This is a genomic window from Actinoplanes sp. NPDC048796, assembly GCF_040650035.1.
Classification (GTDB): domain Bacteria; phylum Actinomycetota; class Actinomycetes; order Mycobacteriales; family Micromonosporaceae; genus Actinoplanes.
In genome coordinates, this window is the sequence record NZ_JBEZGO010000003.1 from 256,804 (window position 1) to 278,790 (window position 21,987).

Annotated in this window: 25 protein-coding genes; 7 read left to right on the top strand and 18 right to left on the bottom strand. The window is 70.2% G+C overall.

The window, feature by feature from the left end; translation table 11 throughout:
* Nucleotides 1-13: 13 nt before the first annotated feature.
* The 4 genes from AB0C26_RS14990 to mtfM are packed head-to-tail and all read right to left on the bottom strand — an operon-like array spanning nucleotide 14 to nucleotide 2,193.
* Nucleotides 14-1,054, bottom strand: a complete 1,041-nt coding sequence (locus AB0C26_RS14990) for a folate-binding protein (protein WP_360247003.1) — start codon at nucleotides 1,052-1,054, stop codon at nucleotides 14-16.
* Between the two features lies 1 nt (nucleotide 1,055).
* On the bottom strand, nucleotides 1,056-1,451 hold the full coding sequence (locus tag AB0C26_RS14995; protein ID WP_097317675.1) for a Fur family transcriptional regulator: 396 nt from the start codon (nucleotides 1,449-1,451) through the stop codon (nucleotides 1,056-1,058).
* A 47-nt stretch (nucleotides 1,452-1,498) separates the two neighbouring features.
* Nucleotides 1,499-2,095 (bottom strand): FABP family protein, encoded by a 597-nt coding sequence (locus tag AB0C26_RS15000; protein ID WP_360247005.1) that lies wholly within the window; start codon nucleotides 2,093-2,095, stop codon nucleotides 1,499-1,501.
* Entirely contained in the window at nucleotides 2,089-2,193 is a 105-nt protein-coding gene (mtfM, locus tag AB0C26_RS15005; RefSeq protein ID WP_284044707.1) for a small membrane protein MtfM, read from the bottom strand. Before mtfM ends, AB0C26_RS15000 begins: the two co-directional genes overlap by 7 nt.
* 14 nt (nucleotides 2,194-2,207) lie before the next feature.
* Between mtfM and AB0C26_RS15010 the strand changes: the two genes are divergently transcribed.
* Complete coding sequence (locus tag AB0C26_RS15010) at nucleotides 2,208-2,582, top strand: DsrE family protein (protein WP_360247008.1); 375 nt, start codon at nucleotides 2,208-2,210, stop codon at nucleotides 2,580-2,582.
* Here the strand turns inward: AB0C26_RS15010 and AB0C26_RS15015 are convergent.
* From AB0C26_RS15015 to AB0C26_RS15025, 3 genes are read right to left on the bottom strand one after another with little or no spacing between them, the layout of a single operon-like run.
* Nucleotides 2,576-3,520: a hypothetical protein gene (locus AB0C26_RS15015; RefSeq protein WP_360247010.1), complete on the bottom strand. Its 945-nt coding sequence runs from the start codon at nucleotides 3,518-3,520 to the stop codon at nucleotides 2,576-2,578. The genes AB0C26_RS15010 and AB0C26_RS15015 overlap by 7 nt on opposite strands.
* Nucleotides 3,517-3,930, bottom strand: a complete 414-nt coding sequence (locus tag AB0C26_RS15020) for an NUDIX domain-containing protein (RefSeq protein ID WP_360247012.1) — start codon at nucleotides 3,928-3,930, stop codon at nucleotides 3,517-3,519. The genes AB0C26_RS15015 and AB0C26_RS15020 overlap by 4 nt, the downstream gene beginning before the upstream one ends.
* Nucleotides 3,927-5,846, bottom strand: a complete 1,920-nt coding sequence (locus AB0C26_RS15025; protein ID WP_360248239.1) for an ATP-dependent DNA helicase — start codon at nucleotides 5,844-5,846, stop codon at nucleotides 3,927-3,929. The genes AB0C26_RS15020 and AB0C26_RS15025 overlap by 4 nt, the downstream gene beginning before the upstream one ends.
* A 154-nt stretch (nucleotides 5,847-6,000) precedes the next feature.
* Here AB0C26_RS15025 and AB0C26_RS15030 point away from each other — a divergent pair, with 154 nt between their 5' ends.
* Nucleotides 6,001-6,507: a DUF402 domain-containing protein gene (locus AB0C26_RS15030; protein WP_360247014.1), complete on the top strand. Its 507-nt coding sequence runs from the start codon at nucleotides 6,001-6,003 to the stop codon at nucleotides 6,505-6,507.
* On the opposite strand, the gene sigJ is transcribed toward AB0C26_RS15030, so the two are convergent.
* A complete protein-coding gene (gene sigJ / locus AB0C26_RS15035; RefSeq protein ID WP_360247016.1) occupies nucleotides 6,487-7,365 on the bottom strand; it encodes an RNA polymerase sigma factor SigJ in 879 nt (292 codons plus the stop codon). The genes AB0C26_RS15030 and sigJ overlap by 21 nt on opposite strands.
* Before the next feature lie 89 nt (nucleotides 7,366-7,454).
* Between sigJ and AB0C26_RS15040 the strand changes: the two genes are divergently transcribed.
* From AB0C26_RS15040 to AB0C26_RS15050, 3 genes are all read left to right on the top strand, one after another.
* A complete protein-coding gene (locus AB0C26_RS15040; protein ID WP_360247018.1) occupies nucleotides 7,455-8,414 on the top strand; it encodes a hypothetical protein in 960 nt (319 codons plus the stop codon).
* Nucleotides 8,415-8,493: 79 nt separating this feature from the next.
* Nucleotides 8,494-9,120 (top strand): DUF47 family protein, encoded by a 627-nt coding sequence (locus AB0C26_RS15045; RefSeq protein WP_360247020.1) that lies wholly within the window; start codon nucleotides 8,494-8,496, stop codon nucleotides 9,118-9,120.
* A 3-nt stretch (nucleotides 9,121-9,123) separates the two neighbouring features.
* Nucleotides 9,124-10,134: an inorganic phosphate transporter gene (locus tag AB0C26_RS15050; RefSeq protein WP_360247022.1), complete on the top strand. Its 1,011-nt coding sequence runs from the start codon at nucleotides 9,124-9,126 to the stop codon at nucleotides 10,132-10,134.
* On the opposite strand, the gene AB0C26_RS15055 is transcribed toward AB0C26_RS15050, so the two are convergent.
* Nucleotides 10,131-10,592: a MarR family transcriptional regulator gene (locus AB0C26_RS15055; protein ID WP_360247024.1), complete on the bottom strand. Its 462-nt coding sequence runs from the start codon at nucleotides 10,590-10,592 to the stop codon at nucleotides 10,131-10,133. The genes AB0C26_RS15050 and AB0C26_RS15055 overlap by 4 nt on opposite strands.
* A gap of 81 nt (nucleotides 10,593-10,673) precedes the next feature.
* On the opposite strand from AB0C26_RS15055, the gene AB0C26_RS15060 reads away from it, so the two are divergent.
* Entirely contained in the window at nucleotides 10,674-11,333 is a 660-nt protein-coding gene (locus AB0C26_RS15060) for a class I SAM-dependent methyltransferase (RefSeq protein ID WP_360247026.1), read from the top strand.
* A gap of 42 nt (nucleotides 11,334-11,375) precedes the next feature.
* On the opposite strand, the gene AB0C26_RS15065 is transcribed toward AB0C26_RS15060, so the two are convergent.
* From AB0C26_RS15065 to AB0C26_RS15075, 3 genes are read right to left on the bottom strand one after another with little or no spacing between them, the layout of a single operon-like run.
* Nucleotides 11,376-12,980, bottom strand: a complete 1,605-nt coding sequence (locus AB0C26_RS15065; protein ID WP_360247028.1) for a glycoside hydrolase family 13 protein — start codon at nucleotides 12,978-12,980, stop codon at nucleotides 11,376-11,378.
* A gap of 32 nt (nucleotides 12,981-13,012) precedes the next feature.
* Entirely contained in the window at nucleotides 13,013-14,053 is a 1,041-nt protein-coding gene (locus tag AB0C26_RS15070; RefSeq protein ID WP_360247030.1) for a LacI family DNA-binding transcriptional regulator, read from the bottom strand.
* Between the two features lie 9 nt (nucleotides 14,054-14,062).
* Nucleotides 14,063-15,040 carry a Gfo/Idh/MocA family oxidoreductase gene (locus AB0C26_RS15075; RefSeq protein WP_360247032.1) on the bottom strand — a complete coding sequence of 326 codons (978 nt, stop codon included), beginning with the start codon at nucleotides 15,038-15,040 and terminating at the stop codon, nucleotides 14,063-14,065.
* Between the two features lie 128 nt (nucleotides 15,041-15,168).
* On the opposite strand from AB0C26_RS15075, the gene AB0C26_RS15080 reads away from it, so the two are divergent.
* Nucleotides 15,169-15,924, top strand: coding sequence for an NUDIX domain-containing protein (locus AB0C26_RS15080; protein WP_360248241.1), 756 nt, complete (start codon nucleotides 15,169-15,171; stop codon nucleotides 15,922-15,924).
* A 30-nt stretch (nucleotides 15,925-15,954) separates the two neighbouring features.
* Here AB0C26_RS15080 and pstB read toward each other — a convergent pair whose 3' ends face one another.
* From pstB to AB0C26_RS15110, 6 genes are all read right to left on the bottom strand, one after another.
* Nucleotides 15,955-16,731 carry a phosphate ABC transporter ATP-binding protein PstB gene (gene pstB, locus AB0C26_RS15085; protein ID WP_360247034.1) on the bottom strand — a complete coding sequence of 259 codons (777 nt, stop codon included), beginning with the start codon at nucleotides 16,729-16,731 and terminating at the stop codon, nucleotides 15,955-15,957.
* A gap of 13 nt (nucleotides 16,732-16,744) precedes the next feature.
* Nucleotides 16,745-17,791: a phosphate ABC transporter permease PstA gene (pstA, locus tag AB0C26_RS15090; protein WP_360248243.1), complete on the bottom strand. Its 1,047-nt coding sequence runs from the start codon at nucleotides 17,789-17,791 to the stop codon at nucleotides 16,745-16,747.
* 32 nt (nucleotides 17,792-17,823) lie between these two features.
* Entirely contained in the window at nucleotides 17,824-18,894 is a 1,071-nt protein-coding gene (gene pstC, locus AB0C26_RS15095) for a phosphate ABC transporter permease subunit PstC (protein WP_360247036.1), read from the bottom strand.
* 46 nt (nucleotides 18,895-18,940) lie between these two features.
* Nucleotides 18,941-20,035: a phosphate ABC transporter substrate-binding protein PstS gene (pstS, locus tag AB0C26_RS15100; protein ID WP_360247038.1), complete on the bottom strand. Its 1,095-nt coding sequence runs from the start codon at nucleotides 20,033-20,035 to the stop codon at nucleotides 18,941-18,943.
* A gap of 258 nt (nucleotides 20,036-20,293) precedes the next feature.
* Nucleotides 20,294-21,172, bottom strand: a complete 879-nt coding sequence (gene mshD, locus AB0C26_RS15105) for a mycothiol synthase (RefSeq protein WP_360247040.1) — start codon at nucleotides 21,170-21,172, stop codon at nucleotides 20,294-20,296.
* 8 nt (nucleotides 21,173-21,180) lie between these two features.
* Complete coding sequence (locus AB0C26_RS15110; RefSeq protein ID WP_179854978.1) at nucleotides 21,181-21,903, bottom strand: response regulator transcription factor; 723 nt, start codon at nucleotides 21,901-21,903, stop codon at nucleotides 21,181-21,183.
* Nucleotides 21,904-21,987: the final 84 nt, after the last annotated feature.

Here is a 21,987-nt window from a genome sequence, read left to right on the forward strand (position 1 = left end):
CACCGATCCTGCCTCAGGCGGGATCGATCGCGGCGGCGGACTCCCCCACCCGGAGCTCGGCGTCGTCGGCGACGTTGCGCTTGAGGACGGCGAGGGCGATCAGGCCCAGCTCGTGGTGGCGGACGGCGGTGCCGACGAAGCCGACCTCGCGGTCGCCGTTGACGACGGGCGTGCCCTTGGCCGGCGGCTGGTCGGTGGCGACGCCGTCGAGGTGCAGCAGGACGAGGCGGCGCGGCGGGCGGCCGAGGTGGTGCACCCGGGCGACGGTCTCCTGGCCGCGGTAGCAGCCCTTGTCGAGGTGGACGGCGGCGGCGATGAAGTCGGCCTCGGCCGGGATCGTGCGGTGGTCGGTCTCCCAGCCGAGCCGGGGCACGCGGTGCTCGACGCGGATCGCCTCGTAGGCCCAGAGGCCGGCCAGCGGCACCCCGAGCTTCTCGATGACGGCGGTCTTCTCGGCCCGGGGAACCAGAAGATCAATTCCTAGGGGTACGCGCCGGGCCAGGCCCCCGGCGTAAGGCGTCACCGCGTACACACTCGTGGAATGGCCCGGCACCTCGCCGGCGGCGAATTTGGCGCCCGGCACCTCGGCGATGCTCGGCGCCGCGAGCGCGGGGAACAGATCGGCGGCGCCCGGGCCGACCAGTGACAGCACGGCCATCTCTTCACTCGCGTCGCGCGGCTCGACCCGGGTGAAGAACCGCATCATTTCCAGGTATTTCAGCAAACCGGCGCCGGCGCCCGGCTCGGTGTCGAGCCAGGCGGTGGTGCCGTCCTCGGTGACGTACGCGTGCTGCTCGACATGGCCGTTGGGCGAGAGGACGAGCAGTTCACTGCCGGTTCCAGCGGACAAATCCGACAAATGCTGGGTTGTCAGGGTGTGGAGCCAGGAGGCGCGCTCCTCGCCCGGCACGGCGATCACGTCCCGGTTGGACCGGTCGACCAGGCCCACGGCGGTGGCCAGGGTGCGCTGCTCACGCATCGGGTCGCCGTAGTGCACGGGCACACCCGCGTCGGCGGACGTGGGGTCGAGATCCTCGGCCATCACGACGGTCATCTCACAGCTCCTTGCAGTCCCCACAGACCCCGAAGAGCGAGACGTGGCCGACATCGACCCGGAAATCCCGCTCGGCGAGCAGCCGGTCGGTGACCGGCCTCATCACCGACGGGTCTACCTCAGAAATCGACCCGCATCCACGGCAGACCAGGTGAACGTGCTGATCCTCACCCGCCGTGTGGTAAGTCGGCGAGCCGTGCGACAGGTGGGTGTGGTTGACCAGCCCGAGCTCCTCGAGGAGCTCGAGCGTCCGGTACACGGTCGTGATGTTGACCCCGGCGGCCCGCTCGCGCACATGGTTGTGCACCTGCTCGGGCGTGGCGTGGCCGAGCTCGTGCACCGCTTCCAGGATGAGCTGGCGCTGCGGGGTGAGCCGCAGCCCCCGCTCCCGGAGCATGGCGGCTAGCGAAGTGGCGGACACGTAACGAAGGTTACGCCCTCTTGTCAGCCGCCGATCCTCAGCAACCGGGCCGACATGTGCGGCCGCAGGCCGCTCTCGTCGACCGCCTGCTCGTGCGCGTAGAGCAGCGCGCCCTCGACAATGCCGAACAGCCGCTGGCCGCCGGTGACGTGCAGGCCGGAGGGCACGTACGCGATCGCGTCGGCCTCCATCTCCAGCCGCGTGGTGCCGATGACCTTGCCGACGTACAGCTCCGCGACACCGTCCGCGGTGATCATCGTGGCTTCCATCTCGTCGGTGGCCCGGCCGTCGTTGAGCACCGGCCGCCAGAAGCCCGACTCGACGATCCACTCACCGGTCGCCTCGGAGGCGTCGTTGAGCAGCCAGGACCGCGAATCCCAGCGCAGGAACGGACGGCCGTCGTGGCTGATCCGGACCTCCTGGGCGAAGTCGTAGTCCTGCTCCTCGGGGAAGCCGCCCTGTCCCCGTCCGCGCCACAGGCCGACGAACGGCAGCAGGCCCAGCAGGGCCGGGTGCAGGTCGGGGCCCGTACGCAGGTCGTGGGTGTCCTCGTAGGGATAGGCCCCGACCGGAGGAGCGTTCAGCCAGGGCGGTGGGCCCAACGGATTCTCACTCACCAACGCCCCCTAGAAACACGCATAGCCAAATAGCCGAAACCGCCGGCCAGACCGCCCAGACCGGCGACCAGCAGGCTCACGAACCCGATTTCCGTAACCATGACCGGCCCATCTTATGCTGGCGCTCATGGCACGCTTGTTGGTCGTCAAGGCAACCGCCGGAGCCGACGCCCCGGAACGCTGTTCGCAGGCTTTCACGGTGGCCTCCACGGCCGCCGCGTCCGGCGTAGACGTGTCGTTCTGGCTGACCGGCGAGTCGGCTTGGTTCGCCCTGCCGGGCCGCGCCGCGGAGTTCGAACTGCCCCACGCGGCCCCCCTGCCCGACCTGATCGACCTGCTGCTGACCAACGGCCGCCTGACGCTCTGCACGCAGTGCGCGGCCCGCCGCGACATCACCCCCGACGACGTGCTCCCCGGCATCCGCATAGCCGGCGCCGCCGTCTTCGTCGAAGAAATCATGGGCGACGGCGCCCAGGCGCTGGTCTACTGACCGCAGGCGGTCGTCACGCTGACCTTCAGCAGATCGCCGTCCGGGCTGACCACGAGCGAGTCGGGCCCCACCCGGTAGGCCCGGACCGACTTGTCGGCCCGGATGACCTCGGCGCCATCGGTGACCGTGGCCAGGGCGGCGGCCAGGTCCTTGGACATCGGCACACCCGCGGCGACGTACGTGGCAACGACCGATTTGTTCGGACACAGGGCGGCGAAGGTCTCCGGGGTATCACCCTGGCCCAGAGCCTGCACGGTCCGCTGGAAGAGCGCGGGGGCGGAGCCGGCCGGCGGATCCCGGCGGTCGAGGTCGTCCGAGCGGGGGCGGCAGCCCGTCGACAACCGCAGGGTCAGCACCTGGGCGGTCGCCTCGGCCGTGCCGTCGATGCCGATGAAGTCGCCGGCGTCGGAGTGGAACGACAGCCGGGTGCCGCCGCGGCCCTCACCCAGCTCGGTCCGATATCCGCCGGGCAGCGCCTTGCTGATCGACTCCATCGTCGTTCTCAGCTCGCCCCGGGGCACGTGGACGGTCACGTCCCGGGCTCCGGCCACGCCCTCGCGCACGGGCGTCACCCGGCAGCCGTCGACCAGCTCCAGCTCGCCCAGCACCACCGCGCGCCCCGGCCCCTCGGCCGCCGCCACCAGCGCGCCGGCCGCCCGCTGAAGGTCGGTCACGGCCAGCGCGATGGCACGCTGCTCGGGGACGGTCGCCCGCTCGTGCCCCACCGACCAGACCGCCAGCGCCGCCACCACGACGATCCACGCGCCGACCACCCCGATCAGCCACCACCGCCTTTGCGCCGGACCTCCCGGGGAAGAACCGCCCCGCGGATAAGGGCCCGGCACGCCCGCTTCCAGTGAAGAGCCGGCGCCCGAGCCCTCGCCCGGCGCGGTGTCGGCGTTCGATCGGGAGCTGGTGGGTGGGGGCAGGTCGGTCATCGGTGGAGGGCCGAGTATTCGGGTGAGGCCAGGAACCGGTCGACCATCTCGGCCGTGCCGGGGGTGAACGGGCGGCCGGGGACCTCGAGGGCCGGGATGAACAGCATCGCGGCGCCCTCGCCCAGGACCACGTCGGACTGGGTCGCGGTGGTGGGGGCGTAGAAGTAGTTCTTCACCCTGTTCTCCGCGGGCAGCTCCTGGCGGGCGAACAGCCGCACCGGCTCCGACGGCCGGATGGACGCCTCCTCCCAGAGCTCGCGCACCGACGCCTCGGCCGGGGTCTCGCCTTCCTCGACCGAGCCGCCGGGGAGGCCCCAGACGTTCGGGTGGTAGGGCGCCTTGTCGTCGCGCAACTGCAACAGCAGGGCGCCGGTCGTGTCGACCACGAAGGTGCAGGCGATTCTGATCATTGTTTGGCCAGCCTCTGCAGGGCGCCGACGGCCACGTCGGTGCGGGTCGTGTACCAGAACGGAGGCAGCGACTTGCGCAGGAAGGCGCCGTAGCCGCGGGCCGTCTCGAGCCGGGAGTCGAGCACCGCCACCACGCCTTTGTCGCCGGTCGCGCGGATCAGGCGGCCCACGCCCTGCGCCAGCCGGATCGCGGCGATCGGCACGCTCACCGAGGCGAAGCCGGAGCCGCCGTTGGCGTCGACCGCGGCCGAGCGGGCGGCGGCCAGCGGCTCGTCGGGGCGGGGGAACGGCAGCCGGTCGATCACCACCAGCTGGCAGGAGTCGCCCGGCACGTCGACGCCCTGCCAGAGGGACATCACGCCGAACAGGCAGCTCTCCTTCTGTTCCCGGAACTTGCGGACCAGGATCGGCAGCGACTCCTCGCCCTGGAGCAGGATCGGCAGGTCGGTGCGGGCGCGCAGCAGCTCGGCGGCCTGGGTGGCCGCCTTGCGGGAGGAGAAGAGGCCGAGCGTACGGCCGCCCAGCGCCTCGACCAGCTTGAGCAGTTCCTCGCCGGCGGCGTCGGGCAGGCCGGACATCTGCGGCCGGGGCAGGTGCGCCGCCACGTACAGAATTCCCTGTTTGGGGTAGTCGAAGGGGGATCCGACGTCGAGCGAGGTCCAGCCGTCGCCGGAGGCCGAGGGCGCCTCGGCGGCCGGTGTCGGGGCGGTGGCGGCGACCGGCAGGCCGAGGGAGCGGGCCACCGTGTCGAAGCGGCCGCCCAGGGTCAGGGTGGCCGAGGTGGCGACGACCGTGCGGTCGGAGTACAGGCCCTGGGAGAGCGTGCCGGCGACCGAGAGCGGGGCGACCACGAGCGCGCGGCGGCCCGAGCCCATGTCGGATTTCTCGACCCAGGCGACGTCGAAGGCATCCTCCTCCAACAGGCGCTGGGTGGTGTCGCTCAGGTCGTCGAAGGCCGCCTTGGCCTGCTGTTTGCGGACCGGGTCGGAGTCGTCGGACTTGACCTCGCCGATCGCGCTGAGCGCGGCCCGGGTGGCCGAGTCGAGGAGGGTGAGCGCGTGCTGGAGGGGCTGCGGCAGGCCCGAGGTGATGCGGCCGGCCGGCACGTCGGCCAGGCCCACGGTCAGCGCGTCGGCCGCCTCGGCCAGCGACTCGGCCACCGCGGGCGGGATCAGGGTGCGGGCCCGGCGGGTCGAGCGCTCGATCGCGTCGGGGGTCAGCTCGGCCTGCGAGGCGGCCGAGACGCGGTCGGCCAGCTCGTGCGCCTCGTCGATGACCAGCAGCTTGTGCGGCGGGACGATGTGCCGCTCGGCCAGCATGTCGACGGCGAGCAGGCTGTGGTTGGTCACCACGATGTCGGCCTCGCGGGCCCGGGCGCGGGAGGCCTCGGCGAAGCACTCGGCGCCGTACGGGCACTTGGCGGCGCCGACGCAGTCGCGGGCCGGCATCGAGACCTGGCGCCAGGCGGTGTCGTCGACGCCGGGGTCGAGCTCGTCGCGGTCGCCGGTCTTCGTCTTCTCGGCCCAGGCCTGCAGGCGCTGGATCTGCTTGCCGAGCCGGCCCGCCTCGCCCAGCCACTGGGTGGCCCGCTGCGGCGGCGCGTCGTCGAAGAGCGTGTCGGTGGGCTCCTGCTCGTCGGCGTGTTCCATCTTGGCGACGCACAGGTAGTGGTGACGGCCCTTGAGCACGGCGAAGGTGGGTTTACGGCCGAGGACCGGCTCGACGGCGGCGGCCAGCCGGGGCAGGTCGTGCTCGACGAGCTGGTTCTGCAGGGCCAGGGTGGCGGTGGAGACGACCACGGGCCCGTCCACCAGCAGCGAAGGGGTCAGGTAGGCCAGGCTCTTGCCCGTACCGGTGCCGGCCTGCACAAGCAGGTGCTCACGGTCGCGTATGGCTTTGTCGATGGCCGCCACCATGGCCTGCTGGCCGGGGCGGGCGGCTCCGCCGGGGACCGCCCCGACGGCTGCGGCGAGGAGTTGCTCGGCGGTGGCCTTCTTCTTCGTAGCTGCGGGCACGCGGAGACGGTACCCGCCACCACCGACAGAAGCCGACCACCGTTAGGGTTCTCGCATGCCGAACGAGACGGTCCGGGTCGTCTACACCAAGTACGACGGTTCGGCCCACCGGGACTATCCGGCCCGCCGGTTCGACGAGGACGACCTCGGCGTGTGGGTGGGTGTCACCCGCGGCACGTCGTCGGTCTACCACGGCCGGCCGAGTGTCGAGCAGATCCCGTTCGTCCTGCTCATTCCCCATCACGCCTGGTGGACGGGCATGTTCAACCCGCCGCCGCGGACCAGCGAGGTCTACTGCGACATCACGACGCCGGCGCGGTGGGAGGGCGACACCGTGCACATCGTCGACCTCGACCTCGACGTGGTGCGCCGGCGTTCGACGGGCGTGGTCGAGCTGCGCGACGAGGACGAGTTCGCCGAGCACCGGGAGCTGTTCGGATATCCCGGCGATCTGGTACGGGAGGCCCACGCGGCCGCGGACAAGCTGATGGTGGCCCTGGGTGACGGCAGCGAGCCGTTCGCCCACCACTTCCACAAGTACCTACAGAAGGTCGCTGACTAGCACCTTCGTGGGGTTGAGCTGCTGGAACATGCCGGTGATCCGCCCGTCCGAGACGGTGAGCGCGAGCGCGGCCCGCAGCGGCCGCCCGTCGGCGTAACGGCCGGAGGCGTAGACCCCGGGCATGCCGTTGACCAGGGCCGGAGTGAAGACCGCGTCGTCGCCGAGCCGCTTGCCGGTGATGATGCCGAGGAAGAACCGGGCGACGTTGTCGGCGCCGACGACGGGGCGCCGGGCCGTATTGAACCAGCCGCCGCCGTCGCTGATCGACACCACGTCGGGCGCCAGCAGGGCGGCCAGTTCGCGGACGTCGCCGCCGTTCACCGCCTCGAGGAAGGCGGCCAGCACCCGGCGCTGTTCGGCCTGGTCGGTGGTGTGCCGGACCTGCCCCTCGGCGACCGCCCGGCGTCCGCGTGACCCGTGCTGACGCGCTGTCGCCTCGGTGCTGCCCAGGACCAGGGCGATTTCCCCGTACGGCATGGCGAAGGCATCGTGCAGCACGACGGCGACCCGCTGTTCGGGAGTGAGCCGTTCGAGCACCACGAGCAGGGCCAGGCCGACCTGGTCGCGCCGTTCGGCCTGCCCGGCCGGGTCGCCGTCGGGGTCCACGAACAGCTCCGGCAGCCACTGCCCGGGGTAGGCCTCGCGGGACACCCGGGCCGACTTGAGCACGTCGAGGCAGAGCCGCCCGGTCACGGTGGTGAGCCAGCCGCGCACATCCCGGACGTCCTCGTGCGCGTTGGAGTAGCGCAGCCACGCTTCCTGCACCACGTCCTGCGCCTCGGCGGCGCTGCCGAGCATCCGGTAGGCCACCGCGAACAGGTGCGGGCGGTGGGCCTCGAACTCCTCGACGGGCGGCATGGGGGAATTCTGAAGGAGATTGCCCTGCCGCGGGTAGCACATGTGACACAGTAAAAACGCACATTTTGGACTAATACGGATGGTGCGCTGTGAACGACGCCGTGACGATCGCGAGTGGTCTCACCGGGGTCGCGGCCGTGGCCGGAGCGGTCACGGCCGCGGTACGGGCCCGCCGGCCCCGCCCGTACCAGGCGACCGGGCACGCCATCGCCCGGCCGGCCGACCTCGACCCGCTCCCCGCGGTGCTGCGGAACGGCCTGGGCGGCCTGACCGTGCCGGTCACCCCCGGGCCGCACGGCGAGCTGTTCCTCGGCCCCGGCACCCCCCAGCCCGGGCGCACCCTGCGCCGGCTGGTGCTCACCCCGCTCTTCGCGCGGATCGGGGCCCACGGTGGCCGGCTCGCCCAGGGGCAGCAGGTGCCGTTCCGGCTCACCGTCGAGTTCACCGGGGCCAACCGGGACGCCGAGACGCTGCTCCAGGCCTACCGCATGCTCGACCAGCAGCTGCGCGACCACGCCGCCCTGCTCAGCCGCGGGGACGGTGACGAGCTGACTCCGGGCGCGGTCACCGTCTCGATCGCCGGCATCGTCGACGTGCGCGAGCTGCTCGCGGCCGAGCGGGTGCGGTACGCGTTCGCCGAGGGGACCTTCGACGACATCGGCTCCCCGGCGGCGCCCACGGGACTGGTCCCGATGATCAGTGAGCCGTGGAGCCGCCGGTTCGGGTGGGACGGACGCGAACCGATCTCGGCCGAGGAGCGTCACCTGCTGCACGCGATGGTGCGCTCGGCCCACGAGGACGGCCGTACGGTGCGAATCGCGGGTCTGCCCGAAGGGACCCGCCAAGCCCGGCGGGCGATCTGGACGGAACTGGGCGAGGCCGGCGTCGACGTCATCGCCGACACCGACCAGCGCGGGCTCGCCAAGCATCTGCGCCGCCACCCGGTCAGCCAGTGGGTGGCGCGCGAACCGCTGCCGACCCGGGCCGTCCGGCGTGCCTCACCCCGGCCCACGGCAGCCCGTGGCGATCGTCGCCGCGAGCCCGTTTAACAGGCGAACGAAAGGTAAACCACGGGAGGCCTTAGCATTCCTGGAGATCCATCCCCAGCTTGCCGATCGAGGTCGCCCCGTGAAGTTTTCATTCCGTCCCGTCGAGGGAGCCTTCTACGAGCTCTTCACGAAGGCGGCGCACAACCTCGTGAAGGGCACCGAGATGCTCAACGAGCTGGCGCTGCCCGGTGTGGACGTGCAGTCGGTGAGCGACCGGCTCACCGACGTCGAGCACGACAGCGACCAGATCACCCACGACCTGTACAAGAAGATCAACTCCACCTTCATCACGCCGTTCGACCGTGAGGACATCTACTCGCTGGGCTCGCAGCTCGACGACGTGATGGACCACCTCGAGGCGGTCGGCAATCTGCTTTACCTGTACGGGCTGACCGAGCTCCCGTCCCTGCCGCGCGAGATGCACGAGCTGGTGAACGTGCTCGACCAGCAGGCGAAGATCACCGCCGAGGCGATGCCGAAGCTGCGCGCCATGAAGGGTCTCGACGAGTACTGGATCGAGATCAACCGCCTCGAGAACGAGGGCGACCGGGCGTACCGCATGCTCCTGGTCCGGCTCTTCTCCGGTGAGTACGACGCGCTGACCGTCCTGAAGATGAAGGAGGTCGCCGACGAGCTCGAGGCCGCCTGCGACGCCTTCGAACACGTGGCGAACACGGTCGAGACCATCGCGGTCAAGGAGTCCTAGACCTTGTCGCCCGAGCTCATCGCCGTCCTGGCGGTCATCATCGCCGCCATGGCGTTCGATTACACGAACGGCTTTCACGACGCCGCCAACGCCATCGCCACCAGCATCAGCACCCGCGCGCTGACCCCGCGGGTGGCGCTCACGATGGCCGCCGTCGGCAACTTCATCGGCGCCCACCTCGGCGGCCAGGTGGCCAAGACCGTCGGCGACGGCCTGGTCACGCTGGAACCGGGCGTGCCCAGCCTCGGCGTCGTCTTCGCCGGCGTCGTCGGCGCCGTCACCTGGAACCTCATCACCTGGTACTTCGGCCTGCCCTCGAGCTCGTCCCACGCCCTGTTCGGCGGCCTGGTCGGCGCCACCCTGCTCGCCTCCTCCCTGGGCACCGTCCAATGGGGCAACATCGTCAGCAAGGTGCTGATCCCGATGGTCGCCTCGCCGATCGTCGGCCTGATCCTCGGCTTCCTGGTGATGGTCGCCATCATGTGGATCTTCCGGCGCGGCAATCCGGGCAAGCTGAACCGCGGCTTCCGGCACGCCCAGACGCTGTCGGCGGCCGCGATGTCCATCGGCCACGGCATCCAGGACGCGGCGAAGACCATGGGCATCGTCGTGCTGGCCCTGTACACGGGCGGTTTCCAGGACAGCCGCACCGACATCCCGTGGTGGGTCTACATCACCACGGCGACGATGCTCGCCCTGGGCACCTACTCCGGCGGATGGCGCATCATCCGTACCCTCGGCCGCAAGATCATCGACCTCGGCCCGGCCGAGGGCTTCGCCGCCGAGACGGTCGCCAGCTCGGTGCTCTTCTTCAACGCGTACGTGCTGCACGCACCCATCTCGACCACCCACACGATCACCTCGGCGATCATGGGCGTGGGCGCCACGAAGCGCCTGAACGCGGTCCGCTGGAACGTGGCCGGCAACATCGTCGTCGCCTGGGTGACCACGTTCCCGGCCGCCGGCCTGATCGCCTGCGGCGTCTACCTGCTGGTCCGCCCGCTGTTCGGCTAACTATCGGCCGGGGCGTCGTCGCCCAGGTCGGCCCGGAGCCGGTCGTTGGCCCGTTCGAGGGCGCTGAGCACGATCGCCCGCTCGGCCACGGTGGCCGACCCGATGATCTGATCGGCCAGGTCGTTCCAGGCGTCCTCGATACGCGGGATCAGCTTCAGCCCCGCCTCGGAGATCACGATCCGTACCTGCCGCCGGTCCCCCGGCACCGGCTCCCGCCGAAACCACCCACCGGCACCGAGCCGGACCAGACTGCGGGTAGCCGTGGGCGGCTCGACCCCGAGCCGCCCGGCCAGCTCGGTCACGGTGATCCCGTCCGGTTCCTGAGCCAGCTGCCACAGCAACACGTCCTGGCCGGGGTGCAGCCCGAGCTCCCCGAGCCGCCTGGCCTTGGCCACCCGGTACAGCTGGCTCATCTTGTTCAGCGCCGCATTGACGCGCATGACCTCGACGCTCTTCACCATCGAAGGATAGCCAGCTAACGATCTTGCCGCAGCGCAACCCGATAGCCGGCTAACCACCGCACCGGTAAGTTGCCCGGGATGGACGCTGGTACTGAGGAACTGCGGGACGCGCATGACGTGCTGTCGGAGTGGTACGCCGAGAACCTGACCGGGGTGCTCGAGAGCATGCCGATAGAGCGGGCCATGCTCGACCTGTTCGCCGAGCTCACGGTGGCCGAGGGCACCGACGTCGCGGATGTGGGCTGCGGCACCGGCCGCCTTCTTCCTTACCTCGCGGGCCGGGGCCTGTCGCCGCGCGGCGTGGATCTCTCGCCTCGGATGATCGAGGTGGCGCGGCGGGACAACCCCGGCTTCGCCTACGAGGTCGCCGACCTGCGCGAGCTGCCGTTCGGGGACGCCTCGCTGGCCGGGGTGGTGTGCTGGTTCTCGCTGATCTACCTGGCGCCGGAGGCCCGGGTTCCCGCCTTCGCCGAGCTGGCCCGGGTCGCCAAACCGGGCGGATATCTGGTGGCCGCCTTCAAGCACGGCGACGGCGCCCGGCACCGCAACGCTCCGGACAGCCGTGTCGCGAGCTTCGGCATCGACTTCGACCGCTATTGGCTCTCGGCCCAGGAGATGACGGACCGCTTCGCCGCCGCGGGGTTCACCCTGATCTTCGAGGGTTGCAACCCGCAGCCCGGAGGATCGGAGCCGCCGTACGGGTACATGCTCGTCCGCCGGACCGGATCAGGCCGGTGAGAGGCGCCAGGCCGGGACCGTCCCCCGGCCTGGCGAGTCTTCTCAGATCTGCCACCACACTGTGGTGTCCGGGGGGAGTTCGATCTCGGTGGGGGTGCCGTCGACGGGGCCGCTCGTCAGCAGGAGCTCGCCCGGCGGGGTGAAGCGGACCGGGGCCGCGCCCATGTTGACCGTGCAGCGGAAGCCGGCGCCCCGGTCGAGGATCAGCAGGCCCTCGGGGGCCTCCTGCCATGTCAGGTCGTCGCCCGACAGCAGCTTGCGGCGCAGTGCCAGGGCGTCGCGGTACAGGGTCAGCGTGGAGCCGGCGACGCCGTCCTGGGCCTCGACGCTCAGTGCCGCCCACGAGGCCGGCTGGGGCAGCCAGGACGGGCCGCCCTCGGGGCCGAAGCCGTACGGCGCCGACGTGCCCGACCAGGGCAGCGGGACGCGGCAGCCGTCGCGGTAGCCGTCCTGGCCGGTCGCGCGGTGGAAGGCCGGGTCCTGGCGGACCTCCGGCGGCAGGTCGATCACCTCGGGCAGGCCCAGTTCCTCGCCCTGGTAGAGGTAGGCCGAGCCGGGCAGGGCCAGCAGCAGCAGCGACGCCGCCCGGGCGCGGCGCAGGCCGGCCACCGGGTCGACCTCGGTGGGCCGGCGGCCGGCGACGTCTCCGGTGAGGTCCTGGAGCAGGCGGTTGGTGTGGCGGACCACGTCATGGTTCGACAGCGTCCACGTGGTGGGTGCGCCCACCGCCCGCATCGCGGCCAGGGAGGCGTCGATGACGGAACGCTGGGCGGTGGCCTCCCACGGGGTGGCCAGGTAGCTGAAGTTGAACGCCTGGTGCAGCTCGTCGGGGCGCACGTAGCCGGCCACCCGGTCCAGGGTGGGCGCCCACGCCTCGGCCACGGCGATCCGCTCGCCCTGGTACTCGTCGAGGATGCGCCGCCAGCTGCGGTAGATCTCGTGGACGCCGTCCCGGTCGAAGCACGGGCTCTCGCCGACCTCGAGCAGGTGCCATTCGGTCTCGCGGCCGATGTCGGGCAGGCCGGCCTCCTTGACCAGGCCGTGGGCCACGTCGACGCGGAAGCCGTCGACGCCGAGGTCGAGCCAGAAGCGCAGGATGGTGCGGAACTCGTCGGCGACCGCCGGGTGGTCCCAGTTGAAGTCGGGCTGCTCGGGGGCGAACAGGTGCAGGTACCACTGACCGTCCGGCACCCGGGTCCAGGCGGGGCCGCCGAAGATGGAGGGCCAGTCGTTGGGCGGGAGATCGCCGCGGCCGTCGCGGAAGTGATAGCGCTCGCGCAGCGGCGAGCCCGGGCCTTCACGGAGGGCCTGCTGGAACCACGCGTGCTGGTCGGACGAGTGGTTGGGTACCAGGTCGACGATCACCCGCAGGCCGAGGTCGTGCGCGTCGGCCACCAGGTCGCGGGCGTCGTCGACGGTGCCGAACAGCGGGTCGACGACCCGGTAGTCGGCCACGTCGTAGCCGGCGTCGGCCTGCGGCGAGAGGTAGAACGGCGAGAGCCAGACCGCGTCGACGCCCAGGTCGCGCAGGTAGGGCAGCCGGCTGCGGATGCCGGGCAGGTCACCGACGCCGTCGCCGTTCGCGTCGGCGAAGCTGCGCGGGTAGATCTGATAAATGACAGCGGACCGCCACCACGAATCACTCATGATCGTGACCGTAGCAGGATTACTAACTCGTGTTACATCACCGGTTTAGCCGTTGAATCACGGACGATCAGCGTGGTACCGAGCACCTGGTGCGGATGTTGGTCCTCACCCCGCACCGCCGAGATCAGGAAGTCGGCCGCGGTCCGGCCCTTGGTCACGATCGGCTGCCGTACGGTCGTGAGCCGCGGCCGGAACCACGCCGACTCCGCCAGATCGTCGAACCCGGTCACCGACACATCGCCCGGCACCTCCAGCCCGAGCTCGGTGAGCGCGTCCACCGCCCCGTAGGCCAGCACGTCGGACAGGGCCAGGATCGCTGTCGGCCTCGGGTCGCGGGCCATCAACTCGCGGGCGGCCCGGTAGCCTTCGGTCCGCGACACCGGCACCTCGGCCAGCGCCACGTCGTCCATGCTCAGGCCCGCCCCGGCCAGGGCCTCGCCGATCCCGGCCAGCCGGCGCCCGAGCGGCCCGCGATAGCCCCGGGTCAGCGGCCCGGGGTCGATGGAGAGCACGGCCAGCCGCCGGTGGCCCAGCTCGAGCAGGTAGCGGGCCACCTCGTACGCCCCGCCGCGGTCGTCGACGTCGACACTCGGCGCGTTCTCGTAGCGGTCGCTGTCGATCAGCACGAACGGGGCGCCGCGCCGCTCCAGCTCGGCCACCTCGGCGCCCTCGGTCTGCAGGCCGCACACGATGAAGCCGTCGGCCGCCGCGACCGGGATGGCCTTGAGCACCGAGTCCTGCAGCGGCGGGCTGAGCAGGAGCGTGTAGCCCTCCTGGTCACAGACCTGGCCGACACCCATCAGGAAGCGGGCGTAGTACGGGTTCTCCAGCACCTGGGCCAGTTTCTGCGGCAGCAGGACACCGATGGAGTTGGTGGCGCCGGACTGCAGCATCTTGGCCAGCGGGCTGGGCGTGTAGCCGAGCTCGCCGGCGACCGCGAGAATGCGCTCGCGGGTCGCCGACGAGAGGCGCTGGGGATTGTTGAAGGCGAACGAGACGGCGGACCGGGAGACTCCAGCGGCCTTGGCCACATCGCTCGACGTCGGCTTGCCGCCGACCTTTCTCGACGGCATCAAGCCACCTTAGTAGACGACGCCGATCTCCTCGCGGATCGTGTCGAGCAGAGTCATGATCTCCAGCGTGGTGGCGTGCGGCATGAGCGGGCTCTCCTGCTCGCCGGCGAGGATGGCGCGCTGCACCTCGGCCGCCTCGAACTGGTAGCCGCTGCCCTCGAACGGGAACTCGAAGGTCTCCGGCTCCTTGCCCGCCCGGTGCAGCCGGAACGAGCGCGGCACGAAGAAGCCCGAGGGCAGCTCGATCCGCCCGTCGGTGCCGGTGATCGTCGCGTTGTTGCGGCTCTCGCCGTTGATGCTGCACGTGATCGCGGCGACCGCGCCCGGCTCGTAGCCGAGCAGCACGCCGGTGTTCTCGTCCACCCGCTCCGGGGTGAGGTGCGCCCAGGCCTGCACCGAGGCCGGCGCGCCGAGGATCAGATGGACCAGGTTGATCGGGTAGACGCCGAGATCGAGCAGGGCGCCGCCGCCCAGCTTGGGGTCGCGCAGCCGGTGCTCGGCGCCGAACGGGCCCTGCAGGCCGAAGTCGGCGTGGATCGCGCTGACCCAGCCGATCGCGCCCTCCTCGACCAGCTCGGCGATCTTGCGGATGGCGGGGTTGAGCCGCATCCACATGGCCTCCATGAGGAAGACGCCCTTGTCGCGGGCGGCCGCGATCACCTCGGCCGCGGTCAGCAGGTCGAGCGTGATCGGCTTCTCGACCAGGACGTGCTTGCCGGCCTCGATGCAGAGCAGTGCGGCCTCGGCGTGGAAGGCGTGCGGCGTGGCGATGTAGACGACGTCGACGTCCGGGTCGGCGGCGAGGTCGACGTACGAGCCGTGCGCGCGGGCGAAGCCGAACCGCTCGGCGAACGCGGCGGCGGTCTCCGCCGAGCGCGATCCGACGGCGGCGAGCTCGGCGCCGGGCACGAGCGGCAGGTCGGCGGCGAACGTGGCGGCGATCCCGCCGGGGCCGAGAATGCCCCAGCGAACCTTCTGTGCGGTCATGATCGCTACGCTATCTTTCGCGGGGCAGAAAGACAGCCGTCCAGTCCGGTTTAGGGTGGTGGGTGGGGCGGTTGGATGGGGAGGATCGAACGGTGACCGACTCGACACCGTTCAGCCTTCCACCGGCCATGGTCAAAAGGGCACGCGAGTTCCGCGGCACTCCGGCTCCGGTCCGCGACGCGGCCACCGTCGTGCTTCTGCGCCCTTCGGGCGATTCCTTCCAGCTGTACGTCTTGAAGCGCGCCACCACGATGGTCTTCGGCGGCCTGTACGCGTTCCCCGGTGGCGGCGTCGATCCGTCCGACCGCCCGGAGACGATCCGCAAGGACTGGTCCGCGCTGCTCGGCGTGCCCGATGAGCGCGCCCGGGCCGTCGTCGGCGCGGCCGCCCGCGAGCTCTTCGAGGAGGCCGGAGTCCTGCTGGCCGGCCCGATCGAGCAGCCCGACCGCACGGTGAGCGATGTCAGCACCGACGAGTGGGAGGCGGAGCGGGCCGCCCTGGCCGCCCGCGAGCTGACGCTGACCGAGTTGCTGAGGCGTCACGACCTGCGGCTGCGCGACGACCTACTTTTTCCCTGGGCCCGCTGGATCACGCCGGAATTCGAGCCGAGGCGCTTCGACACCTGGTTTTTCGTCTCTCTCCTGCCGGAAGGACAGACGGCCCGTGACGTCTCTGGTGAGAGTGACGGCACCCAATGGTCCGGCCCGGCAGCCGCGTACGGCCTGGCCATGCTCCCACCGACGCGCTCGACCGTTGACTCATTACGACCGTACAAAAAAATAGCTGAAGTGGTCGCCGCCTCGAGCCGCCGCAATGCCGCGACGCCCGTTCAGCCTCGCGTGGAATTCACCGAAGACGGCGGCGCCCTGCTGCACATTCCTTAGCAGCAGGGCGCCTTCCATAAAAAGACGAACTCAGCCGAAGCGGCCGGTGATGTAGTCCTCGGTCTTCTTCTCCGACGGGTTGCTGAAGATCTTCTGCGTGTCGTCGTACTCGATCAGGCGGCCGGGGTCGCCGGTCTTGTCGATCGAGAAGAAGCCGGTCTTGTCGCTGACGCGGGCCGCCTGCTGCATGTTGTGCGTGACGATGATGATCGTGAAGCGGTCCTTCAGCTTGAACATCAGGTCCTCGATCGCCAGCGTCGAGATCGGGTCGAGCGCCGAGCACGGCTCGTCCATCAGCACGACCTGGGGCTCGACCGCGATGGTGCGGGCGATGCAGAGACGCTGCTGCTGACCACCGGAGAGGCCGGCGCCGGGCCGGTTGAGCCGGTCCTTGACCTCGTTCCACAGGTTGGCCGACTTCAGCGACTGCTCGGCCGCGTCGTCCAGCACCGACTTCTTCTTGACGCCGTTGAGCTTGAGGCCGGCCACCACGTTTTCGTAGATCGACATCGTCGGGAACGGGTTGGGCCGCTGGAAGACCATGCCGATCAGCCGGCGGACCGCGGTGACGTCCACGTCCGGGTCGTAGATGTTCTGGTCGTCGATGGTGAGCCGGCCCTCGATGCGGGCGTTCGGCAGCACCTCGTGCATGCGGTTGATGGACCGCAGGAACGTCGACTTGCCGCAGCCCGACGGTCCGATCAGGGCGGTGATCGTCTTGGGCTCGACGGTCATCGAGATGCCGTCGATCGCCTTGAAGTTGCCGTAGTACGAGCTGACACCGCTCGCCTCGATGCGCTTGGCCATGGGGGGATACCTCTTAACGGAGACTCGAGCGGCGGGCGAGCAGCTTGGCCGCGATCGTCAGGACGAGAACGAGAGCGACCAGCGTGAGAGCGGCGGTCCAGGCACGGGCCGGAGCGTACTTCGAGGCGTCGCCGGCCTGCTGGTACACGAACAGCGACAGGGACTGCTGTCCACCCTCGAACGGGTTGAAGTTGATCGCGGCGGCGCCGCCGGCCACGAGCAGGACCGGGGCCGTCTCGCCGGCCGCGCGGGCGATGGAGAGCATGACGCCGGTGACGATGCCGGGCAGGGCGGTCGGCAGGACCACCTTGAGGATCGTCTTCCACTTCGGCACGCCGAGCGCGTACGCGCCCTCCCGCAACGGACCGGGCACCAGGCGCAGCATCTCCTCGGTGGACCGCACGATCGTCGGCAGCATCAGCACGGTCAGGGCCAGCGAGGCGGCGAAGCCGGAGAACTGCGGCGTCCCGTCGTTGAACCACTTGCTGACGATCAGCACCCAGAACGACAGGACGAACAGGCCGGCCACGATCGACGGGATGCCGGTCATGACGTCGACGAAGAAGCGGACCGTGGCGGCGAACTTGCCCCGGCCGTACTCGACCAGGTAGATCGCGCCGAGCACGCCGAGCGGCACGGCCATCAGCGCGGCGATGCCGACCTGCTCCAGGGTGCCGATGATGGCGTGGTAGGCGCCACCGTTGGCGTCGCGGGCGCCGATGTTGTTCATCGAGCTGCCGAAGAAGTCACCGTCCAGGCGGGACACGCCCTTGGAGACCAGCGTCCACACCACCGAGGCGAGCGGCAGGATCGCCAGCACACAGGCGCAGTAGATGGCGGCCTGCCACATGCGGTTGCGGGCCGCACGCGAGCCCTCGATGCGGCCGGCCACGATCTGGAGACCGATCAGGTAGAACACGACACCGAGCACGACGACCAGCACCCAGTTGCCGATGCCGGTGGGGAACACGATCGCCGCGGCGATGGCCAGGGCGACGACCGCGATGCCGATGTTGTACGCCAGCGGCAGCTTCTTGGTCCGGATGTTGTCCGGCGTCATGACGACCTCAGACGCCTCGTTCTGCAGAAGTGTCATGCCGCACTGTCCCGGAACTCGCGCCGACGGTAGATGATCGCCCGAGCGGCCATGTTCACCACGAGGGTGATGGCGAACAGGACGAGACCCGAGGCGATCAGGGCGCCGCGGCCGGTCTCGTTGGCCTCGCCGAAGGCGTTGGCGATGTTGGCGGCGATGGAGTTACCGCCGTTCTCGATGATGTTGAACGAGACGTTGAAGACGACGCCCAGGGTCAGGGCCAGGGCGATCGTCTCGCCGAGCGCGCGGCCGAGGCCGAGCATCACGGACGCGATCACGCCGGGCTTGCCGTAGGGCAGGACCGCGGTGCGGATCATCTCCCACTTGGTGGCGCCCAGGGCGAGGGCGGCCTCCTCGTTCATGGCCGGGGTCTGCAGGAAGACCTCACGGGAGAGCGAGGTGACGATCGGCAGCACCATGATCGCCAGCACCAGCGAGCCGAGCAGGACGGAGCGGCCGAACGGGCCGTCGCCGCCGAAGATCGGGATCCAGCTGAAGTACTTGTTGAGCCACTCCGAGAAGCTGCGGACCGGCTCCATGAAGACGTCGCGGCCCCAGAGGCCGAAGACGACACTGGGCACGGCGGCCAGCAGGTCGATCACGAAGCCCAGCGGCGTGGCCAGCCGCTTGGGCGCGTAGTGCGACAGGAACAGCGCGATGCCCAGGGCGATGGGCACGGCCACGATCAAGGCGATCACCGAGGTGAGCACGGTGCCGAAGGCCAGCGCCGCGATGCCGAAGCGCGGCGACGTCTCGTTCGGGAACCACTGTTTGAAGGTCAGGAAGTTCTCTTTGTCGGCGCTGATGGCCGGCGCCGCCTTGGAGATCAGGAAGATCGCGATGGCCACGATGATGACCAGCACCATCGCGCCCGCGCCGACGGAGAGACCGCGGAACCCGCTCTCCATCGAGAAGCGCTTCTTCCGGGGGAGGGCGCCACCGCCGCCGAACGGGGGTTCTTCGTAACTGCTCGGGGATACGCCGAGGCCGGCGACCTGGGTGTGGCTTGCTGTCGCACCCAGGTCGCCGGCGGTGGCGTTCTCCGAGCGGGAGGGGTAGTCACCCATCTGCTCGCTCGCTGTCGTCTCGGAGGGATTTGACTATCTGGCTAGGTCAGGAAATCGAGGCGACGGCGGTCTCGACCTTGGACCGGATGGTCTCCGGCAGCGGGGCGTAGCCGAGGTCGGTCAGCGCGTCCTGGCCACCCTTGCTCGAGGTGTAGGTGAAGAAGGCCTTCAGCGAGGCGGCCTTGGCGGAACCCTTGCTGCAGACGATCTCGTAGGTCGCCAGGACGATCGGGTACGCGCCGGCCGTGGTGGCGTTGTAGTCGATGCTGAGCTTGAGGTCGTTGCCGGTGCCGGTGATCTTGGCGCCCTCGATGCCCTTACCGGCCGACTCGGCGGTCAGCTCGGTGTACTCGCCGGCACCGTTCTTGATCTTGGCCTTCTGCAGGTCGCTGTTCTCGGCGAAGGAGAGCTCGACGTACGAGATGGAGCCGGCCGTGCTCTTGACCGCGCTGGCCACGCCGTCCGACTTGGCCGCACCGGTGCCGCCCTTGGCCTTCCAGGCCTTGGCGTTGCCGTAGGTCCAGTCCTTCTCGGCGGCCTTGCTCAGGTACTTGGTGAAGTTGTCGGTCGTGCCCGACTCGTCCGAGCGGTGCACGGCGGTGATGGTGCTGTCCGGGAGCTTGGCGCCCGAGTTCTGCGCGGCGATCGCCGGGTCGTTCCACTTGGTGATCTTGCTGTCGAAGATCTTCGCGAGGGTCGGCGCGTCGAGCTGGAGGTTGTCGACACCGTCCAGGTTGTAGACGACCGAGATCGGGCCGACGACCATCGGGAGGTTGAGGGCGGCGCCGCCGGCGCACTTGGCGTCGGCCTTCGGCTGCTCCTCCTCCTTGAGGGCCGAGTCGGAGCCGGCGAAGTCGGCGGTCCCCGCGATGAAGGCCTGGATGCCGGCGCCCGAGGCGGTGGCCTCGTAGTTGATCTTGGCGTCGGAACACTGCGACTGGTACTTCTTGATCCACTCGGCCATGGCGTTCTTCTGAGCCGAAGAGCCCTGAGCCGTCACGCTGCCCGCAACACAGTTGCCGGCAGCAGCCGAAGCGCCGCTGTCACCCGACGGCTCGTTGTTGTCCGAGCCGCACGCGGTGAGGGCGAGCGTGGCAGTCAGAGCAATGCCGGCGATGTAACCGGACCGCTGGAGCTTCACTGTTTTCCCTTCAGGGTGGTGTGCAAGCCGGTATCGCACCGGCAACACAACGAAAGCTAAGCAGGCGAGGTAGCCGGTTACCTGGCCATTGGTGAACTGGCGGTGAACACGTTTCCGCCGGAACATGGCCTTGTCCTGAGGGCGAGTTGTCCGTTGCGTGAACTGAGTGACTAGAGACCGAAATATCCGACTTATACGGGCGGTAGTTACCGCCCCGAGATACGGCCTTGTCCTGTTCGTGACTCGTGAGAATACGAATCAGTGACGCTGATAACTCACGTCGGTTTTGAAGATCTCGAAGCCCAGACGGCGGTACAAAGCGACCGCGGCGGCATTCGACTCGTCGACATAAAGGTTCGAAACGGTGAGCCCCTGCGCGGCCAGATGGCGCAGTCCGGCCACGCTCAGCGCGGCGCCCAGGCCCTTGCGGTGACCGCTCGGGTCGACGCCGAGCACGTAGATCTCACCCAGCGCCGGATCGTCGCCGGAGGCGGGGTGGACCTTGGTCCAGTGGTAGCCGGCGAGCGTGTCCTCGATGTCGACGGCGAGCAGGAAGCCGGCCGGATCGAACCACGGCTCGGCCTCGCGCAGCAGCAGGTCGTCGATCGTCCAGCGGCCCTGCTCGGGGTGGTGGGCGAACGCGCGGGCGTTCACCGCCAGCCAGGCGTCCTCGTCGGAGCCGGGGCGGAAGGCGCGCACGGTCAGGCCGGCGGGCAGCGGGATGTCGGGCAGCGGCTCGAGCAATGAACGCCGCATCTGCCACAGGACGCGCACCCGGGCGAAAGCGGCCTTCTCGGCGAAAGCCCGCGCGCCGGGCTCGTCGCCGTGCGCCCAGAAGGTCAGCGGGCCGTCACCGGCAGCCGCGAGCAGCGCCGTGCCGTGGCCGTGCCGCCGGTGGGCCGGATGAACAAAAAGCTCGCCGGACGCGTCCTCGAGGAACGCGTAACCGACGAGCTCATCGTCTTGCGAGGCGAGAAGGTGCCGCTGTGCCGCGGGATCACCCCCGCCGCGTACCCGGAGAACCACATCCTCGGAAAGGGGATAGACACCGTCGGCCTTTTCCGCGGCGGCGGCCAGCGCGAGAACGCCGGCCGCCTCCGCGGACGTCAGCCGATCCGTGGAGCGGATCTCCGTCATGGGTGGTCTCAGACCGGCAGCGAGACCGGCTCGTTGTCCGGCAGCTGACGGCCGGACGGCGGGACCACGAACTTGTAACCGACCTGGCGCACGGTGCCGATCATCGACTCGTACTCGGAGCCGAGCTTGGCCCGCAGGCGCCGCACGTGCACGTCGACCGTGCGGGTGCCGCCGAAGTAGTCGTAGCCCCAGACCTCACGCAGCAGCTGGTCGCGGGTGAAGACCCGGCCCGGGTGCTGGGCGAGGAACTTGAGCAGCTCGAACTCCTTGTAGGTGAGGTCGAGCGGGCGGCCCTTGAGCTTCGCCGCGTACGTGTCGGGGTCGATGTTGAGCTCACCGGCCCGGATCGATCCGCCGGCGCCCGCGGTCGCGTTGCTCAGGCGGCCGACGCCCAGGCGCAGCCGGGCCTCGACCTCGGCCGGACCCGCGCTGGCCAGGATGACGTCGTCGACGCCCCAGTCGGCGTTGAGCGCGATCAGGCCGGCCTCGGTGACCACGGCCATCAGCGGGACGCCGATGCCGGTCGCGTGCAGCATGCGGCACGTGGCACGGGCCTCGGAGAGCTCGGACCGCGCGTCGACCAGGACGGCGTCGGGGCTCGGGCCGGACACCAGGGTGCGGACATCGCGGGGGGCGGTGCGTACGGAGTGGGGAAGCAGATCCAGCGCGGGCAGCACGGCGGAAGGCTCACCGGCACGTGCCGTCACCAACAGAAGGATTTCCACACTCACCTCCGTCCTTGCGGCCCAGGGCCGCACAGGGTGACTCATCGGCGTAGTTGTTCCCGGCGTCACCGACGGGTGGGCTGCGCTTAC